The organism is Pseudomonas sp. Pse1, assembly GCF_024519635.1.
GTDB lineage: Bacteria > Pseudomonadota > Gammaproteobacteria > Pseudomonadales > Pseudomonadaceae > Aquipseudomonas.
This window is the reverse complement of the sequence record NZ_JALJRO010000007.1, coordinates 137,527-157,189: the sequence shown is the minus strand read 5'-3', so window position 1 is coordinate 157,189 and position 19,663 is coordinate 137,527. Positions and strand designations below refer to the sequence as shown.

18 protein-coding genes and 1 pseudogene are annotated in these 19,663 nt (G+C 62.4%); 8 read left to right on the top strand and 11 right to left on the bottom strand.

Going from position 1 to position 19,663, the window contains the following annotated elements; all coding sequences use genetic code 11:
• Positions 1–119 precede the first annotated feature (119 nt).
• From NR126_RS12975 to pedF, 4 genes are read right to left on the bottom strand one after another with little or no spacing between them, the layout of a single operon-like run.
• Positions 120–1,085 carry a quinoprotein relay system zinc metallohydrolase 1 gene (locus tag NR126_RS12975; protein WP_256830374.1) on the bottom strand — a complete coding sequence of 322 codons (966 nt, stop codon included), beginning with the start codon at positions 1,083–1,085 and terminating at the stop codon, positions 120–122.
• 16 nt (positions 1,086–1,101) lie between these two features.
• Positions 1,102–1,863, bottom strand: coding sequence for a quinoprotein dehydrogenase-associated SoxYZ-like carrier (locus tag NR126_RS12970; protein ID WP_105754581.1), 762 nt, complete (start codon positions 1,861–1,863; stop codon positions 1,102–1,104).
• Positions 1,864–1,874: 11 nt separating this feature from the next.
• Complete coding sequence (locus tag NR126_RS12965) at positions 1,875–2,750, bottom strand: ABC transporter substrate-binding protein (RefSeq protein WP_256830373.1); 876 nt, start codon at positions 2,748–2,750, stop codon at positions 1,875–1,877.
• A gap of 3 nt (positions 2,751–2,753) precedes the next feature.
• Entirely contained in the window at positions 2,754–3,215 is a 462-nt protein-coding gene (pedF, locus tag NR126_RS12960) for a cytochrome c-550 PedF (protein WP_027616478.1), read from the bottom strand.
• Between the two features lie 253 nt (positions 3,216–3,468).
• On the opposite strand from pedF, the gene exaA reads away from it, so the two are divergent.
• Both exaA and NR126_RS12950 read left to right on the top strand, forming a co-directional pair.
• Complete coding sequence (gene exaA / locus NR126_RS12955) at positions 3,469–5,358, top strand: quinoprotein ethanol dehydrogenase (protein ID WP_081786279.1); 1,890 nt, start codon at positions 3,469–3,471, stop codon at positions 5,356–5,358.
• Between the two features lie 152 nt (positions 5,359–5,510).
• Entirely contained in the window at positions 5,511–6,158 is a 648-nt protein-coding gene (locus NR126_RS12950) for a pentapeptide repeat-containing protein (RefSeq protein ID WP_027616476.1), read from the top strand.
• Positions 6,159–6,480: 322 nt separating this feature from the next.
• Here the strand turns inward: NR126_RS12950 and NR126_RS12945 are convergent.
• The 4 genes and pseudogenes from NR126_RS12945 to NR126_RS12930 form a co-directional block, all read right to left on the bottom strand.
• A pseudogene (locus tag NR126_RS12945) lies at positions 6,481–6,666 on the bottom strand (helix-turn-helix domain-containing protein); the annotation flags it as partial.
• Between the two features lie 212 nt (positions 6,667–6,878).
• Positions 6,879–7,517 (bottom strand): response regulator transcription factor, encoded by a 639-nt coding sequence (locus tag NR126_RS12940; RefSeq protein ID WP_027616475.1) that lies wholly within the window; start codon positions 7,515–7,517, stop codon positions 6,879–6,881.
• Positions 7,514–8,776, bottom strand: coding sequence for a HAMP domain-containing sensor histidine kinase (locus tag NR126_RS12935; RefSeq protein WP_027616474.1), 1,263 nt, complete (start codon positions 8,774–8,776; stop codon positions 7,514–7,516). Before NR126_RS12935 ends, NR126_RS12940 begins: the two co-directional genes overlap by 4 nt.
• 2 nt (positions 8,777–8,778) lie before the next feature.
• Positions 8,779–8,901 (bottom strand): hypothetical protein, encoded by a 123-nt coding sequence (locus tag NR126_RS12930; protein ID WP_256350804.1) that lies wholly within the window; start codon positions 8,899–8,901, stop codon positions 8,779–8,781.
• Positions 8,902–9,057: 156 nt separating this feature from the next.
• On the opposite strand from NR126_RS12930, the gene NR126_RS12925 reads away from it, so the two are divergent.
• The 6 genes from NR126_RS12925 (at position 9,058) to NR126_RS12900 (ending at position 14,173) form a co-directional block, all read left to right on the top strand.
• On the top strand, positions 9,058–10,242 hold the full coding sequence (locus NR126_RS12925) for an ABC transporter substrate-binding protein (RefSeq protein WP_256830372.1): 1,185 nt from the start codon (positions 9,058–9,060) through the stop codon (positions 10,240–10,242).
• Between the two features lie 41 nt (positions 10,243–10,283).
• The gene (locus NR126_RS12920) at positions 10,284–11,243 is read left to right on the top strand and encodes a YVTN family beta-propeller repeat protein (protein ID WP_027616472.1); all 960 of its coding nucleotides are present in this window, start codon (positions 10,284–10,286) and stop codon (positions 11,241–11,243) included.
• Positions 11,240–11,980, top strand: a complete 741-nt coding sequence (locus NR126_RS12915; protein WP_256830370.1) for an ATP-binding cassette domain-containing protein — start codon at positions 11,240–11,242, stop codon at positions 11,978–11,980. Before NR126_RS12920 ends, NR126_RS12915 begins: the two co-directional genes overlap by 4 nt.
• Positions 11,977–12,768 (top strand): ABC transporter permease, encoded by a 792-nt coding sequence (locus NR126_RS12910; protein ID WP_027616470.1) that lies wholly within the window; start codon positions 11,977–11,979, stop codon positions 12,766–12,768. Before NR126_RS12915 ends, NR126_RS12910 begins: the two co-directional genes overlap by 4 nt.
• A gap of 125 nt (positions 12,769–12,893) precedes the next feature.
• Complete coding sequence (locus NR126_RS12905; protein ID WP_027616469.1) at positions 12,894–13,451, top strand: PQQ-dependent catabolism-associated CXXCW motif protein; 558 nt, start codon at positions 12,894–12,896, stop codon at positions 13,449–13,451.
• 56 nt (positions 13,452–13,507) lie between these two features.
• A complete protein-coding gene (locus NR126_RS12900; RefSeq protein WP_027616468.1) occupies positions 13,508–14,173 on the top strand; it encodes a response regulator transcription factor in 666 nt (221 codons plus the stop codon).
• 109 nt (positions 14,174–14,282) lie between these two features.
• Here NR126_RS12900 and pgm read toward each other — a convergent pair whose 3' ends face one another.
• From pgm to NR126_RS12885, 3 genes are all read right to left on the bottom strand, one after another.
• Complete coding sequence (gene pgm / locus NR126_RS12895) at positions 14,283–15,926, bottom strand: phosphoglucomutase (alpha-D-glucose-1,6-bisphosphate-dependent) (RefSeq protein WP_027616467.1); 1,644 nt, start codon at positions 15,924–15,926, stop codon at positions 14,283–14,285.
• 234 nt (positions 15,927–16,160) lie between these two features.
• Complete coding sequence (locus tag NR126_RS12890) at positions 16,161–17,561, bottom strand: PLP-dependent aminotransferase family protein (RefSeq protein ID WP_256830369.1); 1,401 nt, start codon at positions 17,559–17,561, stop codon at positions 16,161–16,163.
• Positions 17,562–17,649: 88 nt separating this feature from the next.
• Positions 17,650–19,110: a hypothetical protein gene (locus tag NR126_RS12885; protein ID WP_027616465.1), complete on the bottom strand. Its 1,461-nt coding sequence runs from the start codon at positions 19,108–19,110 to the stop codon at positions 17,650–17,652.
• Positions 19,111–19,663: the final 553 nt, after the last annotated feature.

Genomic DNA, 19,663 nt, shown 5'->3' with positions numbered 1-19,663 from the left:
GGTTTTTGTTATACCCGGGAAATTTTCCCGGTCTGGTGCAGATTCTTGAGCCAGGGCGCCGGGCCAACAATTGCCCGCAGTGTGGAGATTGCTAGTTCCTTGGTATGGGGTCGCAGAGGTCATTCACAACACACTCCTACAGGGGGGTTGTGCTCGGCGGTGGAATCGACGCGCATCATCTGCTTGCGCTCATAACGCGGGTACAGGTGGCTGACGCTGCGGATCAGTTCGTAGCGGCTCAGGCTGATGGCGGCGAAGCGCTCGGGGATGGGGCTGCGGATCATTTCGCTCATGTCGCTGCCATTGGCGGCGCCCTCGCGCAGCAACTGATCGAGCCAGCCCAGGTAGTCACGCATTTGTTCGAAGGGCCTGGCATCGCTGGCGAGCGGGCCGTGGCCGGGCACGACAAGCTTCCAGCCCAGGCCCTGCAAGGTGGCGATATCCGCCAGCCACACCGCCAGCCCCGGGCTGTTGGGCGTGGTCAGGGCGCGTTGATAAAACACCAGGTCGCCGGCAAACAGCACGCCGGTTTGCTGGTCGAGAATAGCCAGATCTGCGCCGGTATGCCCACCCAGGCTCAGCAATTGCAAATCGTGATTCCCAAAACTTTTCAGCCCAGGCTCGATGGCCTGAGTCGGCAATACCACCTCGGTGCCGCGCATCCAGTCACCGACCATGCGGTACATGTTTTCCGCCATGGCCTCGCCCTGCTGTTTCAGCAAGGCAGCGGTGCCAGGCAGCGCACCAATCGGCACATCGCTGAAGGCCTGATTGCCCAGCACATGGTCGGGATGGTGATGGGTCAGCAGCACTTCGATCACCGGCTTGTCGGTGACGCTGGCAATCGCTTTACGCATGGCTTCGCCATAGCGCTTCGACGGCCCGGTGTCGATCACCACCACGCCAGCCGAGGTGACAATGAACCCGGTGTTGACGATATTGCCGCCATTGTCCTTGCCGAAATTGGCCGTGCTGCCTTCCAGCAACCAGGTGTCGGCGGCGATCTGTCGCGGCGTCAGGGCATAGTCGAGATCGGCCAGCACCGGCAGGCTCAATGTCAGGCAGAACAGCAGCATCCAGCACATGGCGGGCTCCTTGGGCTCAGGGTATGGCCGCGGTGAATTGGTTGCCGCTGTTGTCGCGCAGCAGCAGTTGCGTCTGCCCTGCCCCTTCGAGATCGAAGCCCAGGTTAGGGTTTTCACTGACCGCCGGGAACAGCTCCAGACGCGCCAACACCTGGTCGTCGGCACCGCGCAATTCGGCATGATTGAGGAAAAATTCAGGGATGCCGGAGACCATGCCGTTATCCATCGGATGGGCCACCTGCAGGCGCAGACGACTGAAGTCCCCTCGCGGATAACGGCCGCCGAGCACTTCGCCGACATGCTCTTCCCACCCCGGTTCGGTGCGCACCACGCTCGGCGCCGTACAGCCGCCGCCCGCCGCATCGATCAGGGTCGAGCCGACATGCCACAGGCCATCGCGGGTCTGCACCGCCGCACGCAACGGCGTCGCCTGCTCGATGCGGATGCGGATCGACAGCCATGGCAGCACTCGCTGCAGCGGCTCGAAGTCGACGATTTTCGGCAAGGGATTGAGCTCGGCCCATGCAAGGATACGCACCACGTCGCCCTGGAACGCCCGCGCATCGATCTCCAGCGGCACCTGGCGGGCGTCTTCGGCAAAGGGTGGCGCGAGCAGCTTGACCCGCTCGTCGAACACGAACGGCGCATCACCGAGCATCTGCTTGTGGTAGAACGCCCACATCACCGAGGGCACCGGATCCTTTCCCGGGTCGACCTGCGCGGCCTCTGCCAGCAACGGCAGCCAGCAGGCCAACAACCAACTCACTCGCCAGTTCATCGCTCCAGCTCCTATTGGTACATCTGCGGTACGTCGTAGCGCAGGCCGTAGCGCCCATACATCGCTTTGAGCGTGCCATCGCGAATCAAGCCTTCCAGGACTTCTTCGACGGCGTAAGCCAGTTGCCGATTGCTTTCGTGCACCGCCATGCCGATTTCCCAGAGCTGCTTGCCCATGTTCGGGTAGGCGTTCTCGGCGAGGGCCAATTGCGGGTCGGCGGCCAGATGCACCTGCCAGTCGATCTCGCCGCGCATCGCCATCACCGCATCGACTTCACCGGCGCGCATCGCGACAAATGCCTGGGGCACGCCAGGGTAGTGGCGGGTGCTCTTGGCCAACATGCCGTTGAACACCGAGGTCAGATAGAACGACGGCACGCTGTCGACTTCGACCCCGATTGGATGCTGCTCGAACACCGCGACACTGGCGACCTTGTCCAGCCGTCGGCGGTCATACGCGACCTGCCATTGTTCGTTCTGGTACGGACCGAACATCACCACATGGCCGTTCTCCAGCTCACCCAATTCGTTGCGCTTGCGCGCGTAATCGTGATCGTAGGGCACGCGCATCATCAGGTCGGCCAGCTGCTGGTTGTGCAGCGGGCTGGCGCGCCAGATGTAGTCGCGCAGGTCGTCGTCGAGTTTTTCCCCGGCAGGCGCCCAGATCAGCTTTAGGCGCACGCCCAGGGCCTTGGCCAGCGCCTCGGCGAGTTCGACGTCGACGCCGCGTGCCTGACCGCCGTCTTCAAAACTGTAGGGGGCGAAATCCTTGTACACCGCAACCTGCAGCTCGCCGTCGGCGATCATCTGGTCATAGCTACGGACCTGCGCCTGCGCCGCCTGGCAGCACAGCCACAGGGCACCGATCAACAGGCTCAGCAGGCGCATGGCTTATTCCTCGACGTGCACGCTGTCCAGATAAGTCCGCACCGCCCACAGCGCTTCCTGGCTCAGGTAGTCGGCCATCTTCGGCATGTACACCCGGCCGTCGCGCACGGCGCCGTGGCGTACCCGCTCGACGAACCATTCATCGCCGGCATCGCCCGCATCCAGCATGCGCAGGTCAGGAGCGATCCCCCCGGACTTGGCTTCCAGGCCATGGCAGGCCGCACAGTTCTGGTTGTAAGCCGACGAACCAATCTCGACAGCCTTGTCGTGTTCCGGCGAATTGCGGTACGGATTGACCTCCGCCCAGCCATCGCCATTGAGCGTTACACCGGCATCCTTGATTGGCGTCAGGCCCTTGGTCTCGACCGCTTGCGGTACCACGTTGCCGTGGGCCCAGGTCGAACCTGCACAGATAAAGCCGGCCAGCAGCCCGACCACGAGCACGGCGTTGCGTTTTGTTGTCATTGTTATGCCCTCAGGATTGCACGCAAAACCTCTTGGCAGAGGCTATGGCAGCCATCTTAGAAAGCCCGGCCGGGATGCCCCATGCTGCTTTGGTGGTCGGGTACTAATCCCTTGGTAGTAGGGCTTGAGGTGCACGCCCAAATCAGGTGCGGTTCGGGAAGTCTTCCCGACAACAGCGGGACTTTTTCCGTATCCGCCGTGCGCCCGGCACCGCAACCTGTGCAGGCCAAAACCTCCACTGGGAACTGCAACCATGAGAATAAGATCGCTACCCGCCCTCTCCCCCCTGACCGTTGCCATGCAGGCCTTCCTGCTGGTCGGCAGCCTGTCCGTCGGCGCCACCAGCCATGCCGCGACAGCCCCCGTCAGCACCGGCAAAGTGACCTGGGAAGACATCGCCAACGATCACCTGACCACCAAGGACGTGCTGCAGTACGGCATGGGCACCAACGCCCAGCGCTGGAGCCCGCTGGCCCAGGTCAACGACCAGAACGTGTTCAAGCTGACCCCGGCCTGGTCGTATTCCTTCGGTGACGAGAAGCAGCGTGGCCAGGAGTCCCAGGCCATCGTCAGCGACGGCGTGGTCTACGTCACCGGATCCTACTCGCGGGTGTTTGCCCTCGACGCCAAGACCGGCAAACGCCTGTGGACCTACAACCATCGCCTGCCGGACAACATTCGTCCGTGCTGCGACGTGGTCAACCGCGGTGCGGCGATTTTCGGCGACAAGATCTACTTCGGCACCCTCGACGCACGGCTGATCGCCCTCGATAAAAACACCGGCAAAGTGGTCTGGAACAAGAAGTTCGGCGACCACGCCGCCGGCTACACCATGACCGGCGCCCCGGTGTTGATCAAAGACAAGACCAGCGGCAAGGTGCTGCTGATCCACGGCAGCTCCGGCGATGAATTCGGTGTGGTCGGCCAGCTCTATGCACGCGACCCGGAGACCGGCGAAGAAGTCTGGATGCGGCCTTTCGTCGAGGGCCACATGGGCCGCCTGAACGGCAAGGACAGCACCCCCACCGGCGACGTCAAGGCGCCGTCCTGGCCGGATGATCCGACCACCGAAACCGGCAAGGTCGAGGCCTGGAGCCACGGCGGTGGCGCTCCGTGGCAGAGCGCAAGCTTCGATGCGGAAACCAACACCATCATCGTCGGCGCCGGCAACCCAGGCCCGTGGAATACCTGGGCGCGCACCTCCAAGGATGGCAACCCCCACGACTATGACAGCCTCTACACCTCCGGCCAGGTCGGTGTCGATCCGAGCACCGGCGAGGTCAAATGGTTCTACCAGCACACGCCGAACGATGCCTGGGACTTTTCCGGCAACAACGAACTGGTGCTGTTCGACTACAAGGACAAGGACGGCAAGCTGGTCAAGGCCACCGGTCACGCCGACCGCAACGGCTTCTTCTATGTGGTCGACCGCAACAACGGCAAATTGCAGAACGCCTTCCCCTTCGTCGACAACATCACCTGGGCCAGCCATATCGATCTGAAGACCGGGCGTCCGGTGGAGAACGAGGGCCAGCGTCCGGCCAAGCCGCTGCCGGGTGAAACCAAGGGCAAACCGGTGGAAGTCTCGCCGCCGTTCCTCGGTGGCAAGAACTGGAACCCCATGGCCTACAGCCAGGACACCGGGCTGTTCTACATCCCGGGCAACCAGTGGAAAGAGGAGTACTGGACCGAGGAGGTCAACTACAAGAAGGGCTCGGCGTACCTGGGCATGGGTTTCCGTATCAAGCGCATGTACGAGGATCACGTCGGCACCCTGCGGGCGATGAACCCGACCACCGGCAAGCTGGTCTGGGAGCACAAGGAGGCCCTGCCATTGTGGGCGGGCGTGCTGGCGACCAAGGGCAACCTGGTGTTCACCGGCACCGGCGACGGCTACTTCAAGGCCTTCGACGCGAAAACCGGCAAGGAGCTATGGAAATTCCAGACCGGCAGCGGCATCGTCTCCCCGCCAATCACCTGGGAACAGGACGGCGAGCAGTACATCGGCGTGACCGTCGGCTACGGCGGCGCGGTGCCGTTGTGGGGCGGCGACATGGCCGAGCTGACCAAGCCCGTGGCACAGGGCGGCTCGTTCTGGGTGTTCAAGATTCCTAGCTGGGATAACCAGACGGCGAAACGCTGATCTTCACTACTGACACACACCCTGTGGGAGCTGGCCTGCCAGCGATGGACTGAAGACCGCCGCTGGGTACCAGACAGCACACGTCATCGTTCACGACCATCGCCGGCAGGCCGGCTCCCACAGGGGAAATGGGCATACCCGAGAATCTCGCGATGAACTATCTCCCCCTACTGCTCCTGCTCGGCCTCACCGCCGCCCACGCCGACGACGGTGACGACACCCCGCTGATCATCAACGGCTGCACCATCGCCGACCACAGCCAATGCCCCGGCGCCAATTTGCGTGGGGCCAACCTGAGCAATCAGGACCTGCGCAACATGAACCTCAACGGCGCCGACCTGCGCGACGCCGATCTGCGCCACGCCCGCCTCGACCTGGCCAACCTGGAAAAAGCCCAACTGCAAGGCGCAAACCTCGCCCGCGCCAGCCTGCAACAGAGCAACGCACGCCTGGCGGACTTCAGCGGCGCCAACCTGATGGCGATCCAGGGCTGGGGCCTGTTCGCCCAGGGCGCGCAATTCAAGGACGCCAACCTCAGCGGCGCCTACCTGCAATTCGCCCGCCTCTCCGGGGCCAAACTGCACAACAGCAACCTGCGCGCCGCCGACCTGGAAATGGCTTGGCTGAGCAAGGCCGACCTCAAGGGCGCAGACCTCAGCGACGCCAATTTGCAGGAAGCCAAGTTCGGTGAAAGCAACCTGGAGCAGGCGAACCTCAGCGGTTCGCGTCAGCATTATGGGAATTTTCAGGATGCGAATATGGAGGGGTGCCGGGGGTGTCCTACTACCTGGGATAGATGAACTGGATGCAATTTGAACGGCACTGTTCATTGTGGGCGCCTGCTAGCGATGGCTGCCTTAAGGTGTACATATCCATTCCTGCGGTAACGGGGCCGGTGGATCAAAATCAAAAGCAGCCGAGGCGGCCTACCGGCCGGCCTATTCAGGGAAGCCGGTGCAACTCAGCCCTTTGTGGGAGCCAGCCTGCTGTCGATGGTCGTCAACGGTGACGCAGCTGTACTGAATGTACGCGGTGGCCTCAGGCTCTTCGCGAGCAGGCTCGCTCCTACAGGGCTCTGCACCAACCTGAAAAACCAGGTCGGCCGGTAGGCCGCCTCGTTAGCCGGCGACGGTTGTGCTCCTCGAGTCCCGCCGGGCCTTCTTTTTCATACCGCTCGACCCACTTGTAGCCGGTCTTGCGACTGATTTCGTAAGCCTGGCAGAGGGCACTGAAGCTGGGCGGACCCTTGATGTAGTCCGCGATGAAAAGCAATTTCAGGTCCATAGGTTTTAGCTCTCGCCAAGGCATGGTCAGATCCTCAAAAACCGACCCTGCCAGTTAAAAACTGTTACCTATGTGAGTGAACTGATTTGTAACCCATGTGGGTGAGTCATACCGGCGCAACCATAAGTCGCCGTTACCGCAGCAATGGATATGTACACAAACAGATCGCCATCGCTAGCAGGCTAGCTTCCACAGACACCGCGTCGAACACAATATTGGTGCAAGGCCACCCCAAGTCACCCCGCCACCCGCACCACCCCCATATCAATCCCCAGATGCACCAACTCCGCATGGGACGACACCTGCAGCTTGCTCTTGAGCAGGGTCAGGTGGTTGGACACGGTCTTGCTGCTGATGCTCAATTGCTCGGCGATGGTCCGGGCCGGGGTGCCTTTGGCGAGCATCACAAAGATCTCCAGCTCACGCTGGGTCATGCTTTGCAGGCGCGGGTCGCGGGTGTCTTGCTGTGGGTGGCAGGCGAGCTGGGTGGCCAGGGGTTGTTCGATGTAGGCATGGCCGGCGAGGATCCGCTGCACCGCTTCGATCAACACTTCCGGCGCCGAGCTTTTGGTCAGGTAGCCCGAGGCACCGGCATCCAGCGCCTGGCGCACCAAGGGCAATTCATCGTGCATGCTGAAAAACAGCACCCGCAGCTGCGGCAGGCGCTGGCGCAGGCGCCGGGTGGTTTCCAGGCCGCTGATACCGGGCAGGCCGAAATCCATGATCACCAGGTTGGGCACCGCCTCCTGCACCCGAGCCAGCGCCTCTTCACCGGTGGCCGCTTCGCGCACTTCGATCGCCGGCAACAGCGCGCGCAACAGGCTCGCGTAGCCCTGGCGGACCACCGCATGGTCATCGACCAGCAGAATATTCATGACGCCTCCACAGGCATGCTCAAGGCCAGCGCCCATCCGGCGCCGGGCTGACTGATGATGCGCAGCTCGCCGCCAAGGCTGCGGGCTCGCTCGAACATTGAATATAGACCGACACCCGGCCGTTGCGGCCGCTGCGCCCCGCGCCCGTTGTCGCGCACCAGCAAGCGCAGGCGCCCGCCGCGCTGCTGCAGACGAACCCGCACCTGACTGGCCTGGGCATGCCGGGCGACGTTGGTCAGCGCCTCTTGCAGCAGGCGATAGAGGTGGGCCTGCTCAGGCAAGCTCAACACCGGCAGCTGTGCGCCGACCCGCAGCCGGCATTCGATGCCTTGGCGGCCCTGCCATTGCTCCACCAGCAAGGCAAAGGCTGCAGCCAGCGGCAGATGCTGCAAGGCCACCGGATACAGCTCGCGCACCAGCGTGCGAAACCCTTGCTGCAAGTGCTCGCAGTTGTGCTCCAGCTCACGCACCGTGCGCTCGACGGTCTCCGGCTGGTCCACCACCAGCCGCAGCAGACAGGCCTGGGCACGAATGCCCGCCAGGTACTGACCGAGGTCGTCGTGCAGGGTCTGCGCCAGATGGGTGCGTTCCTGCTCCTGCACCGCCAACAGGGTGCGCGTCAGGTGGGTGTTGTCGGCACGGGCCTGCTCCAGGGCCTCGGTCATGCGATTGAACTGAGTCGCCAGCTGCCGCGCTTCCGCCACGCCCTCGGTGGGCAGGCGCACCTTGAGCTGCCCGTCGCAGACCTGCTGCAAGGCCCGCTGCAGTTGCTGCAACTGGCCCAGGCCACGGCTGACCGCCCAGCGAATGGTCAACAGGCTGACCAGCAACGCCAGGCCGCACAGGCTCAGTAACTGCTGCAGGGAATCCCAGACTTCGTCGATTTCATCCCGCGGATCGAGGGCGATCTGCACCCGCCGACCGTCCGCCAGATCCAGCAGCCGCGCACTGTGTCGGGCCTCGGCGAACAACAGTCGTCCCAACCAGGCGTCCAACCCGCTCTGCGGCGTTGAAGGCGCTGTCTCGCCAGGTTGCAGCCACTGCACCCGTACGTGACGCAGGCTTTCAGTCAGGCGCGGTTGCAGGCCGGCCGGGTCACGCTCGGCGCTGTCGCTCAGGTACTCGACCACCGCCTGCGCCGATTGCAGCTCGCGCTCGACGTCCGCCAGCGCCTGGTGCAGCAGCAGGCCGACGCAGGCCAGTGTCACCAGGGCAAAAAAGCCGCCGACCCACAGGTTGATCCGCCATAGCGCCGACATGCCTAGCGCCCGCCGCTGGCCGGAATCAAACGCAAGGGTGCCGGTTGGGCACCGTGCAGCCGGTCGATGCCGATCATGCTGAGGATCAGCAGCAACGGCAGGAGCAATGCCTTGAGAATTCGCATGGTCGATCCCCTCCGGATGGTAGCCGCCATAGCCCATGCTAAAACCACGCCGGCCCCGACGAGTTACTACCTTGGTACTGCCCCAGCGGTACTTTCTGCATATTTGCAGGTCGTCGTGGCCTTCCTATGCTGGCGCTACCCCAGAGGAAGTGCCCCATGCGCCAGCTAGTCCCCTACGCCCTGAACTACCTGCTGGCGATTGCCTGCGCCGCCGGACTGGCGACCCACAGCCAGGCCGCCGAGGCGCCGCTGCAGGTGCGCATCGGCTACCTCGGCTACCGCCCAGACCCCGGCCCGCTGCTGTCCAACGTGATCCCCGAACCCAGCGATGCGGGGCTGCGCGGCGCGCAACTGGCAATCACCGACAGCAACAGCACCGGGCGTTTTCTCAACCAGAGCTACAGCCTCGAAAGCGCCAGCGTCGACAGCCCAGAGGCGCTGCTCGCCGCTGCCCAGGCCCAGCACGCCCAAGGCCTGCGCCTGTTCGTCATCAACGCACCGGCCGCCAGCCTGCGCCAACTCAGTGCCGCCCTGCCCGACAGCCTGCTGTTCAACGCTGGCAGCGCCGATGACCGCCTGCGCAGCACCGAATGCCTGCCCAACGTACTGCACAGCCTGCCCAGCCGCGCCATGCTCGCCGATGCCCTCGGACAATTCCTGGTCGTGCGCAAATGGCAGCGGGCGCTGCTGATCGTGGGCCCCACCGAGGACGACCAGGCCTATGCCGCCGCCCTGCGCCGCGCCGCCAAGCGCTTCGGCGTGCAACTGGTGGCGGAAAAAGCCTGGACCTTCGACAACGATCAGCGGCGCAGCGCCCAGGCGGATATGCCGCTGTTCACTCAGACCGCCGAGTACGACGTGGTGCTGGTGGCCGACGAGCGCGGCGACTTCGGCGAGTACGTGCCCTACCAGACCTGGTACCCACGCCCGGTCGCCGGCACCCAGGGCCTGACGCCGGTGGGCTGGCACAAGACCGTGGAAACCTACGGCGCCGCACAACTGCAAAAGCGCTTTGAAGCCCTCGCCGGACGCTGGATGAACGACCGGGATTTCGCCGCCTGGATTGCCGTGCGCAGCATCGCCAGTGCGGGCAGCAAACTGCGCCAGAGCGAGCCGATGGCGATCCGTCAGTTGGAGCTCAGCGACCAGTTGCCGCTGGACGGTTTCAAGGGCCGCAAGCTCAGCTATCGGCCGTGGAATGGCCAACTGCGGCAACCGATCCCGATCGTCCAGCCAAGGGCGCTGGTCAGCACTTCGCCTCAGGACGGTTTCCTCCATCCCTTCAACGAAATGGACAGCCTGGGCTACGACAAGGCCGAGGTCAGCTGCCGCTTTCCCTGATCGACACCCATGACAACGACAACAACAAAAAGGAATCCACCATGCGCCGCACCCTGCTTTCCTGCGCCCTGTTACTCGCCGCCGGGCACGCCGCGGCAAGTACTGCCTGGGTCTCCAACGAAAAGGACAACAGCCTGAGCCTGATCGACATGCAGACCCTGCAAGTCACCGAGACCCTGCCGGTCGGCCAGCGTCCGCGCGGCCTGCTGCTGTCCCATGACAACAAGCTGCTGTACATCTGCGCCAGCGATTCGGACCGGGTCCAGGTGATGGACGTGGCGACCCGCAAGATCATCAAGGAACTGCCCTCCGGCAAGGACCCCGAGCAATTCGCCCTGCACCCCAACAACCGCTGGCTGTATGTGTCCAACGAGGACGATGCGCTGGTCACGGTGATCGACACCGAGACCTCCAAGGTGCTCGGCCAGATCAACGTCGGCGTCGAGCCCGAAGGCATGGCGGTCAGCCCCGACGGCAAGTGGGCGGTGAACACCAGTGAAACGACCAACATGCTGCACTGGATCGACACCAGCACCCAGACCCTGGCCGACAGCACGTTGGTCGACCAGCGTCCGCGCTTCGTCGAATTCTCTCCGGACGGCAAGCAGCTCTGGGCCTCGGCAGAAATCGGCGGCACCGTGACCATTCTCGATGTGGCCAGCCGCAACGTGCTCAAGACTCTCAACTTCGCGATCAAGGGCGTGCACCCGGACAAGGTCCAGCCAGTGGGGGTCAAGCTCAGTGCCGACGGCAAGTACGGATTCGTCGCCCTCGGCCCGGCCAACCATGTGGCGGTGATCGACGCCAACACTTTCGAGATTCTTGACTATCTGCTGGTGGGGCGGCGCGTTTGGCAGATGGCATTTACCCCGGATCAGAAACAGCTGCTGGCCACCAATGGCGTCAGCGGCGATGTCTCGGTGATTGACGTCGACAGCCTCAAAGTCATCAAGTCGGTGAAGGTCGGGCGTTATCCCTGGGGCGTGGTGGTCACCCCATGAACGCCCTCGACGTCAGCGACCTGAGCTTTGCCTATGGCGCCCGCGAGGCGCTGCGCCAGGTCACTTTCGGCCTGGCGCCGGGACGTTTTGCTGCGGTACTCGGGCCTAACGGCGCAGGCAAATCGACCCTGATCGCGCTGTTGACCCGACTCTATGATCTGCAGCAGGGCGACATCCGCGTCGGCGGCTGTTCGCTGCGCAACGCCGCCGGCCCGGCTCTGCGGCAATTGGGCGTGGTGTTCCAGCAGAGCACCCTCGACCTCGACCTTAGCGTCGAACAGAACCTGCGTTATCACGCCGCCCTGCATGGCCTGTCACGGCGCCAGAGCGGGCTGCGAGTCGAGGCCGAACTGGCGCGCCAGAACTTGATGGAGCGGCGCCGCGAACGGGTGCGCGAACTGAATGGTGGGCATCGTCGCCGTGTGGAAATCGCCCGCGCCCTGTTGCATGAACCACGCCTGCTGTTGCTCGACGAAGCCAGCGTCGGCCTCGATCCGGCCAGCCGCCTGGCCCTCAACCAGCACCTCCGCACCCTGTGCCGCGAACAGCGGTTGAGCGTGCTGTGGACCACCCACCTGCTGGACGAAGTACAACCCAGCGACGACTTGCTGATTCTCCATCAAGGCCGCCTGGTCGCCAGCGGTCAGGCGGCCGTTCTCAGCCAGGCCCACGGCGGCGACCTTGACTCGGCCTTCGCCCGCCTGACCACCACAGTCCCATCAGGAGTTACATCATGAGCGCCTACTGGGAATGCCTGCGCGGCATCGTGCTGCGCGAATGGCTGCGTTTCGTGTTGCAGCGCACGCGTTTTCTCAGCGCCCTGGTGCGCCCGCTGTTGTGGCTGCTGGTGTTCGCCGCCGGGTTTCGCGCGGCGTTAGGCATTGCGATCATCGAACCCTACGACACCTATATCCCCTATGAGGTCTACATCATCCCCGGGCTGGCCTGCATGATCCTGCTGTTCAACGGCATGCAGGGCTCGCTGGCGATGGTCTACGACCGGGAGATGGGCAGCATGCGCGTGCTGCTCACCAGCCCGTTGCCGCGCACCTTTCTGCTGTGCAGCAAATTGCTGGCAACGGCGTTGATCTCGCTGCTGCAGGTGTATGCGTTCCTGATGATTGCCTGGCTGTATGGCGTCCGCCCACCGGCCGCTGGCATGCTATTGGCGTTGCCGGCGTTGCTGCTGGTGGCGCTGATGCTCAGCGCGCTGGGGCTGTTGTTGTCCAATGCGATTCGCCAGCTGGAGAACTTCGCCGGGGTGATGAACTTCGTGATCTTCCCGCTGTTTTTCCTGTCTTCGGCGCTGTATCCGTTGTGGAAGATGCGCGAGTCCAGTGAGTGGCTGTACTGGCTGTGCGCGCTCAACCCGTTCACTCATGCGGTGGAACTGGTGCGGTTTGCCTTATATGAACGCCTCAATCCGCTGGCCCTGGCGGTGTGCGCCGGGCTGACCCTGGTGTTTGCGCTACTGGCGGTGCTGACGTTCAATCCGCAGCATGCTGCGGTGCGAAAGGCCAATTGAGCACAACCCTTGCTCCTACAAATAATGAAACCAGTACTTTAGTACTGCTTTTCCTGTCTAACGTCGCATTCCCAACGCACTGCGACAGGCATGTAATAGGTCACAACAATAAGGACTGAACCTTTATGCCGCGTGCCTGCCGCCGTCCCCTGCGCCCTTGCCTGGCGCTGCTCTCGCTGTGCCTCATGTTGGGCGTCGCCCAGGCCCAGACCGCGCTGTTTTCCAGTGACGGTTACCGCATCGATGTCTACCGCAGCCCGACGCCGCAGCAACTCGACGGCGCGACCCTGGTCGACACCCCTGCCCTGCAAACGTTGCTGAAACAAACCCCGGCGCCGTTGCTGATCGACGTCTATCGACGGCAATGGCTGCACGAACGCTTCATCGAAGATCAGCCTCACGAAAATGTGCCCGGCAGCCATTGGCTGGCCAACACCGGCGATGGTGAACTGACCCCGCTCTGGCAAGCCTACTTCGCAGGCAATCTCGCCCGTTTGACCGCTGGCGATCACAGCCGGCCAATGGTGTTCTACTGCCGCTCTGATTGCTGGTTGAGTTGGAACGCGGTGAAACGCGCCGCCGCCCTGGGCTATACGAGCCTGTACTGGTACCGCGACGGCGTCGACGCCTGGCAGGCCGCCAACCTGCCCCTGACAACCGCACAGCCCGAGGCTTTTCCCTGACGTTGCACCTTGCGTGTTATTGCCACACCATAATCAAAATAATGAGGTGAGAGGCTATGTATAAAATTCTGATTGCCGACGATCACCCGCTGTTTCGCGAAGCGATCCATAACGTTATCAGTGATGGTTTCCCCGGCAGCGAGGTGATGGAAACTGCCGACCTCGACAGTGCCCTGGCGCTGACTGAAAGCCATGACGATCTGGATCTGATCCTGCTCGACCTGAACATGCCCGGCATGCATGGTCTCAATGGCCTGATCAACCTGCGCAACGAGGCACCGACCATTCCGGTGGTGATCGTTTCGGCCGAGCAGGACAAGCAGATTGTCCTGCAGGCCATCACTTATGGAGCGGTGGGCTTCATCACCAAGTCTTCGCCCCGGGCGCAAATGACCGATGCCATCGAGCAGATTCTCAATGGCAACGTCTACCTGCCACCCGACATCATCCGCACCCAGAAGAGCAGCAGCCCACGACGAATGAACGACACCCCGAGCTTCCCACCCGAACTGCTTCAGGCGCTGACCCGCAAGCAGTTGCTGGTGCTGGAACGAATGACCAAAGGGGAATCGAACAAGCAAATCGCCTACACCCTGGAAATCGCCGAAACCACGGTCAAGGCCCACGTTTCGGCGATTCTGCGCAAACTCAACGTGCACAACCGGGTGCAGGCGATCCTCAGTGCCGGGGATATTGATTTCGGGTCGTATTTGCGCCGGTGAGAGGCATGCCGGGCGGTAACATGAACTGTAGGAGCGAGCCTGCTCGCGATGGCGGCGTATCTGATACACCGCAGCGCCTGAATCGCTAGCAGGCTAGCTCCTACAATGATTACCCGCTAATCGCCCCATCCACCAACGCCTGCGCCTCTTGCACCAACTGCTTGAGGTGCGCGTCGCCAATGAAGCTCTCGGCGTAGATTTTGTAGATGTCTTCGGTGCCGGAAGGACGGGCGGCGAACCAGCCGTTTTCGGTCATGACTTTCAAGCCGCCAATCGCCTGGTCATTGCCCGGCGCCTTGCTGAGGATCTGCTGGATCGCTTCGCCGGCCAGTTCGGTGGACTTGACCTGTTCTGGCGCCAGCTTGCCCAGCAGGGCTTTCTGCTCGGGACTGGCCTTGGCATCGACTCGCACGGCAAAGGGTTCACCCAGCTCGGCGGTCAGGGCGGCATACGCCTGGCTTGGATCGCGACCGGTACGGGCGGTCATTTCCGCCGCCAGCAAGGCCGGGATCAGACCGTCCTTGTCGGTGCTCCAGACGCCGCCGTCCTTGCGCAGGAACGAAGCACCGGCGCTTTCTTCACCGCCAAAGCCCAGGGAGCCGTCGAACAAACCGTCGGCAAACCATTTGAAGCCCACCGGCACTTCGTACAGGCGACGGCCCAGGCGCTTGGCCACGCGGTCGATCAGGCCACTGCTGACCACGGTCTTGCCCACGGCGGCGTCGGCACGCCATTGCGGGCGGTTCTGGAACAGGTAGTCGATGGACACGGCCAGGTAGTTGTTCGGCGCCAGCAGGCCACCGGACGGTGTGACAATACCGTGGCGGTCGTGGTCCGGGTCGCAGGCAAAGGCCACGTCAAAACGTTCCTTGAGACCGATCAAGCCCTGCATCGCATGACTGGAGGACGGGTCCATGCGGATCTGCCCGTCCCAATCCACCGACATGAAGCGGAAAGTCGGGTCGACCTCGGTGTTGACCACGTCCAGGTCCAGGCGATAGTGCTCGGCAATCGCCGACCAGTAGCGCACCCCGGCACCCCCCAGCGGATCGACGCCCAGGCGCAGTTTGGCGTCGCGAATCGCGTCAAAATCGATGACGTTGACCAGGTCTGCGACGTAAGTATTGAGGTAGTCATGGCGATGGGTAGTGTCGGCCTTGAGCGCCTGCTCGACACTGATGCGCTTGACCCCGGCGAGCTTGTTCGCCAGCAATTCGTTGGCCTTGGCCTCGATCCACTTGGTGATGTGGGTATCGGCTGGGCCACCGTTGGTGGGGTTGTATTTGTAGCCGCCGCTTTGCGGTGGGTTGTGCGATGGCGTGATGACGATACCGTCCGCCAGCCCCGTGGTACGACCCCGGTTGTAGCAGAGAATGGCGTGGGACACCGCCGGCGTCGGGGTGTACTCGTCGTTCGCCGCGATCATCACGGTCACGCCGTTGGCCGCCAGCACTTCCAGGGCGCTGGCACCGGCCGGGGTCGACAATGCGTGGGTGTCGATCCCGACAAACAGCGGTCCGTCGATACCCTGGGCCTGACGGTACAGGCAGATAGCCTGGCTGATGGCCAGGACGTGCCATTCATTGAAACTCAGCTCGAACGAGCTGCCACGGTGCCCCGAGGTGCCGAACGCGACACGCTGGGTTGCCACCGAAGCGTCCGGTTGGCCTGTGTAATAGGCCGTTACCAGTCGCGGGATATCGACCAGCAACTGAGCTGGCGCCGGTTTGCCCGCAAAAGGACTGAGTGTCATGCAAAACCTCTGAAAAAAAGTGGTTCGGGTATAGGGCTGTAGGGGCGAGCCTGCTCGCGAAGAACGTGAACGATCATGCGATCATTCTGGATAATCGCGGCGCCTACAGTTTTTCGCGAGCAGGCTCGCTCCTACAAAGACTGGAGCCAAAATACTGCTGATGCAGTTTACTGGCAGTTTGACCATTGAGCGACGTTATATATCCGCCAGCGCGCAGTTAAAATTGCCCGCCGCTCAGTCAATGAGCTCCAGGCGCAGGGCGTCGGCCAACTGACTCATGGCCATGTCAAGATCGTGCTGGGCGCTGAAGGCGTGACTCAGGCGCACATGCTGGGCGTGCAGGCCATGCAGGCTGAACAGCTCACCCGGGGCGATCACCACGCTTTGCTTGAGCATGCGCTGGAACACCCGGCGCATGTCCACCGGCCGCAGCGAACGGAGCCAGAGCGTGGCCCCGCCCCTCGGCTCGACGCACTCCATGGCATCGCCCAGACGCTCCTGCACTACCTGCAGCATCCGCGCCTTGCGCTCACACAACAGGCGCCGCAGCACTTGCAGGTGCTGATCAATGCGCCCGCTGCTGTAAAGCCGGGCGATGGCTTTCTGACGAATCGGCGACAGGCGAAAGGACCGCAGCAAAAAGGTCCGTTGCAGCTCCATGCTCAACGCCCGCGACAGCAGATAACCGTAGGGCGCTTCCGGGCCCATGAGTTTCTCGAAAGTGGAGAACACCAGCAGGCGCTCGGGATCGAGCAGGTCCCGCAGACGCCACTCGCTGGGCTCGTGGCTCAACTCGCCATAGACATCGTTCTCCAGGACCCAGCAGCCATGCTGGCGTAACATCCGCGCAATGCTCTGGCGATTGTCCTCCGGCATGACGCTACCGCTGGGCATGCTGACCCCGGACGAGAGCAGTACCATCTGCACCTTCTCGGTGGCGAGCAGACGGGCGAGCAATTGCGGGTCAAGGCTGCCATTGCTGGCCAAAGGCAGTTCAATCACCCTGACCCCGGCCGATTGCAACAGGCGCAGGATGACCCAGTCGCAGGGCGACTCCACCAGCACCGTGGCGCCCTTGAGCCCCAGCACGGCGATCAGGATCTCCAGCACCCCGCGCAGATCGGCCCCGATATAGACATCGTCGGGATGCCAGCAGCGAATCGGCGAAGTGGTGTAACGGGCTGCCAGCGCCGTGCGCAGTTCCAGCTCGCCACAGGGCTGCGAGTGCGGTTGCTGCTGACGCGGATACTGACGCACCAGTTCGCGCTCCAGCAGCAGCAAGGGACTGTCCAGCGATTGCAACTGCGCCGGCTCATCACTGCTCATCACCAGCATGCCGGGGCGCCGGACGCTGACATACAGGCTTTCCAGCAGATCGTTACCTCCACAGAACGCGGCATTCAGCGCAACCGGCAAGGCGTAATATCCGGACTTGGCCACCGAGTACACCCGCCCTTCCTTTTCCAACAGCGAGTAGGCGTACTGAATGGTCGAGATCGATACCCCCAAGCGCTCCGCCAGCTGACGCAGCGACGGCAACTTGATCGGCCGCTCCGCCCCCATTTCATTGATCAGGTTCGTCAAGTAGCGGTACACGGCCTGGTAGGCGAAATCAATTTCTCTGTGCGCTTTCATGGCAAGTGACCGCGCCGCGGGCAAGCCCGGGTGCTGTTTCCGGCGCGAAGTCGCCCCAGGCCTGTGCGATCCATCAATGCGGCCACCTTCAACGTCTCGCCGAACGTTCAGTCGGCACCGGCGAATCACTACGCGCAGGTGCTGCTTCCTGACTGGGGATTGGCTCGCCAGCGTCGATCGGATCCCTGGCGTAAAGGCTACGAACCTGGGCCAGCGGCAAACCGCTGACATCGACTATCCATTGCGCCACCGGCTCCGGTGCGGCCTGCCCCTGCAGTGCTTTATGCAGGTCGAGCTGCGCCACCAACATGCCCGGATGACAGCGCCGCAGAAAACGCTCGAGCCCTGCCCCGCCATGGGCAAAGGGGGCGAACAGCAGGCATACCTGTTGCGCTTCGCTCAGGCCGAGGACTTGCTGCGCCTCGATATTGGCCTGTACCCGCAATTCCGCGACATCGCGGGGCTCCCCGTACAGCGCCAAGGCCTGCTGGCAAAACCGTTCGGGCACGCCACGCCGGCGCATGAGCAGCAGCGCATGTTGCACGTAATGGGTGAACCCACGTTCGTAGGTGTGGCCGTACAGATAAGCTGCCTGCAAGCCGTGGAAATGGGCCGACAACAAAGGGCTGGCGAAGTCGTTTTCACGCATCTGCAGATCCCGCTCGTCGGGCTGCAAGCCAAGGAACTCGGTCAACAGCGGCCAGCGTTCTTCCATATTGCCAGTCACCAGGTCCTGAATATCGATATGCAGGGTCCCGCGTCGGGCGTCAAACCCGGAATGCGGTCGCCATTCGACCTGGTCATGCCCGGCGTAGAGCTCGCGGAACAAATCCTCCTGCAGCTCTTCAAGGGTGTCGAACAAACCTTCAAAACTCTGCGTCGGCACAGGCATCGCCGACAGCCCGGCCTTTCTCGCACCGCGCAGCAACCCCGCGATGAACTGCCGTTGCTGGCGCGCCGTTTCCCCGCCCACCAGGGCGTCCACGCCACCCTCCCAGCGAACCATCTGGGCATAAAAATCGCCCATGGCAAGGTAGCCCTCATCACCTACTTCATAAATGCTGCCGGGCGTTCGCAGGTGCCCGAGCAACAACAGATTTCGGCGATTGAGCTCGCGGCCGGCATCCGAAATCGGCGTCGGATGGGCGAAGGGCAGGACTTCACGATGGTCGACCATCAATACTTCGACGCGAGGATCGTCGTAGACAAACAGGGCGTTGTAGCTGCGGTGAATGGATTCCATCATGGTCGGTGTCGTAGCCCCCAGACGCAGAGTCGCAACACGCATCTGGAAGGTTGCAGGACTTCTGCCGGCGATACTCAGTTGCGCGGCACGCATGAAAGCCAGGGTGTAACAACTGTCGCGGCTACCGGAATGCGAGACCAATACTTTGTAATGACCGATACGATCCGGGCCTCCGGCCGCGACTAACAGACGCTGGATTAGAAGTTGCAGGGCGGTGCGCTCTGCCCGGGAGAAAAAACTCAACAGACGAGTCAATACCTGGTGATAGACATTGTTCATCGCTGAATCATGAATGGCGCTCATCGTTATTTACCTGATATTCAATAGAACGGTACCCAAAGAACACTCATCCACCGCTACAAGCGCGTCGATGATGAATGCTTAATACGGGTCTTTAGTATCGGTGTATAAATGCTAGCACTTTGACTACAGACACCATTTGACACGATTGAGCGGCCATAACACCGGCAAGCGGAAATATCGCCAAAGCCCGCATGAACATTGGACTTCGCCTTCTAAACGGCGCTTCTTAGGATGCTTCCCACAATGTCCTACAGACAATGAGTACATCAAATTAGGAATCAACAACCAATTAGCCGAATAACAACTAACTAACGTCGACCTCAACAACCGATTCTCAACACGAGACGTAGATAAGCACTGATCCATACACCAGGCACCCGGCGGGGTGCCAACTAAAACATAAGGCTCAACCATGACTCATTCCTTGAGATGAAAGTAGTCATTCAATTATCAGGGCTTAGATGCTGATTAGAAGATACAGATCGCAGGGAAAAACCAGCTCAGTTGCGCCATTCTTCAATCAATTAAAGAAAAACAGTGAGTTAACAGCGGC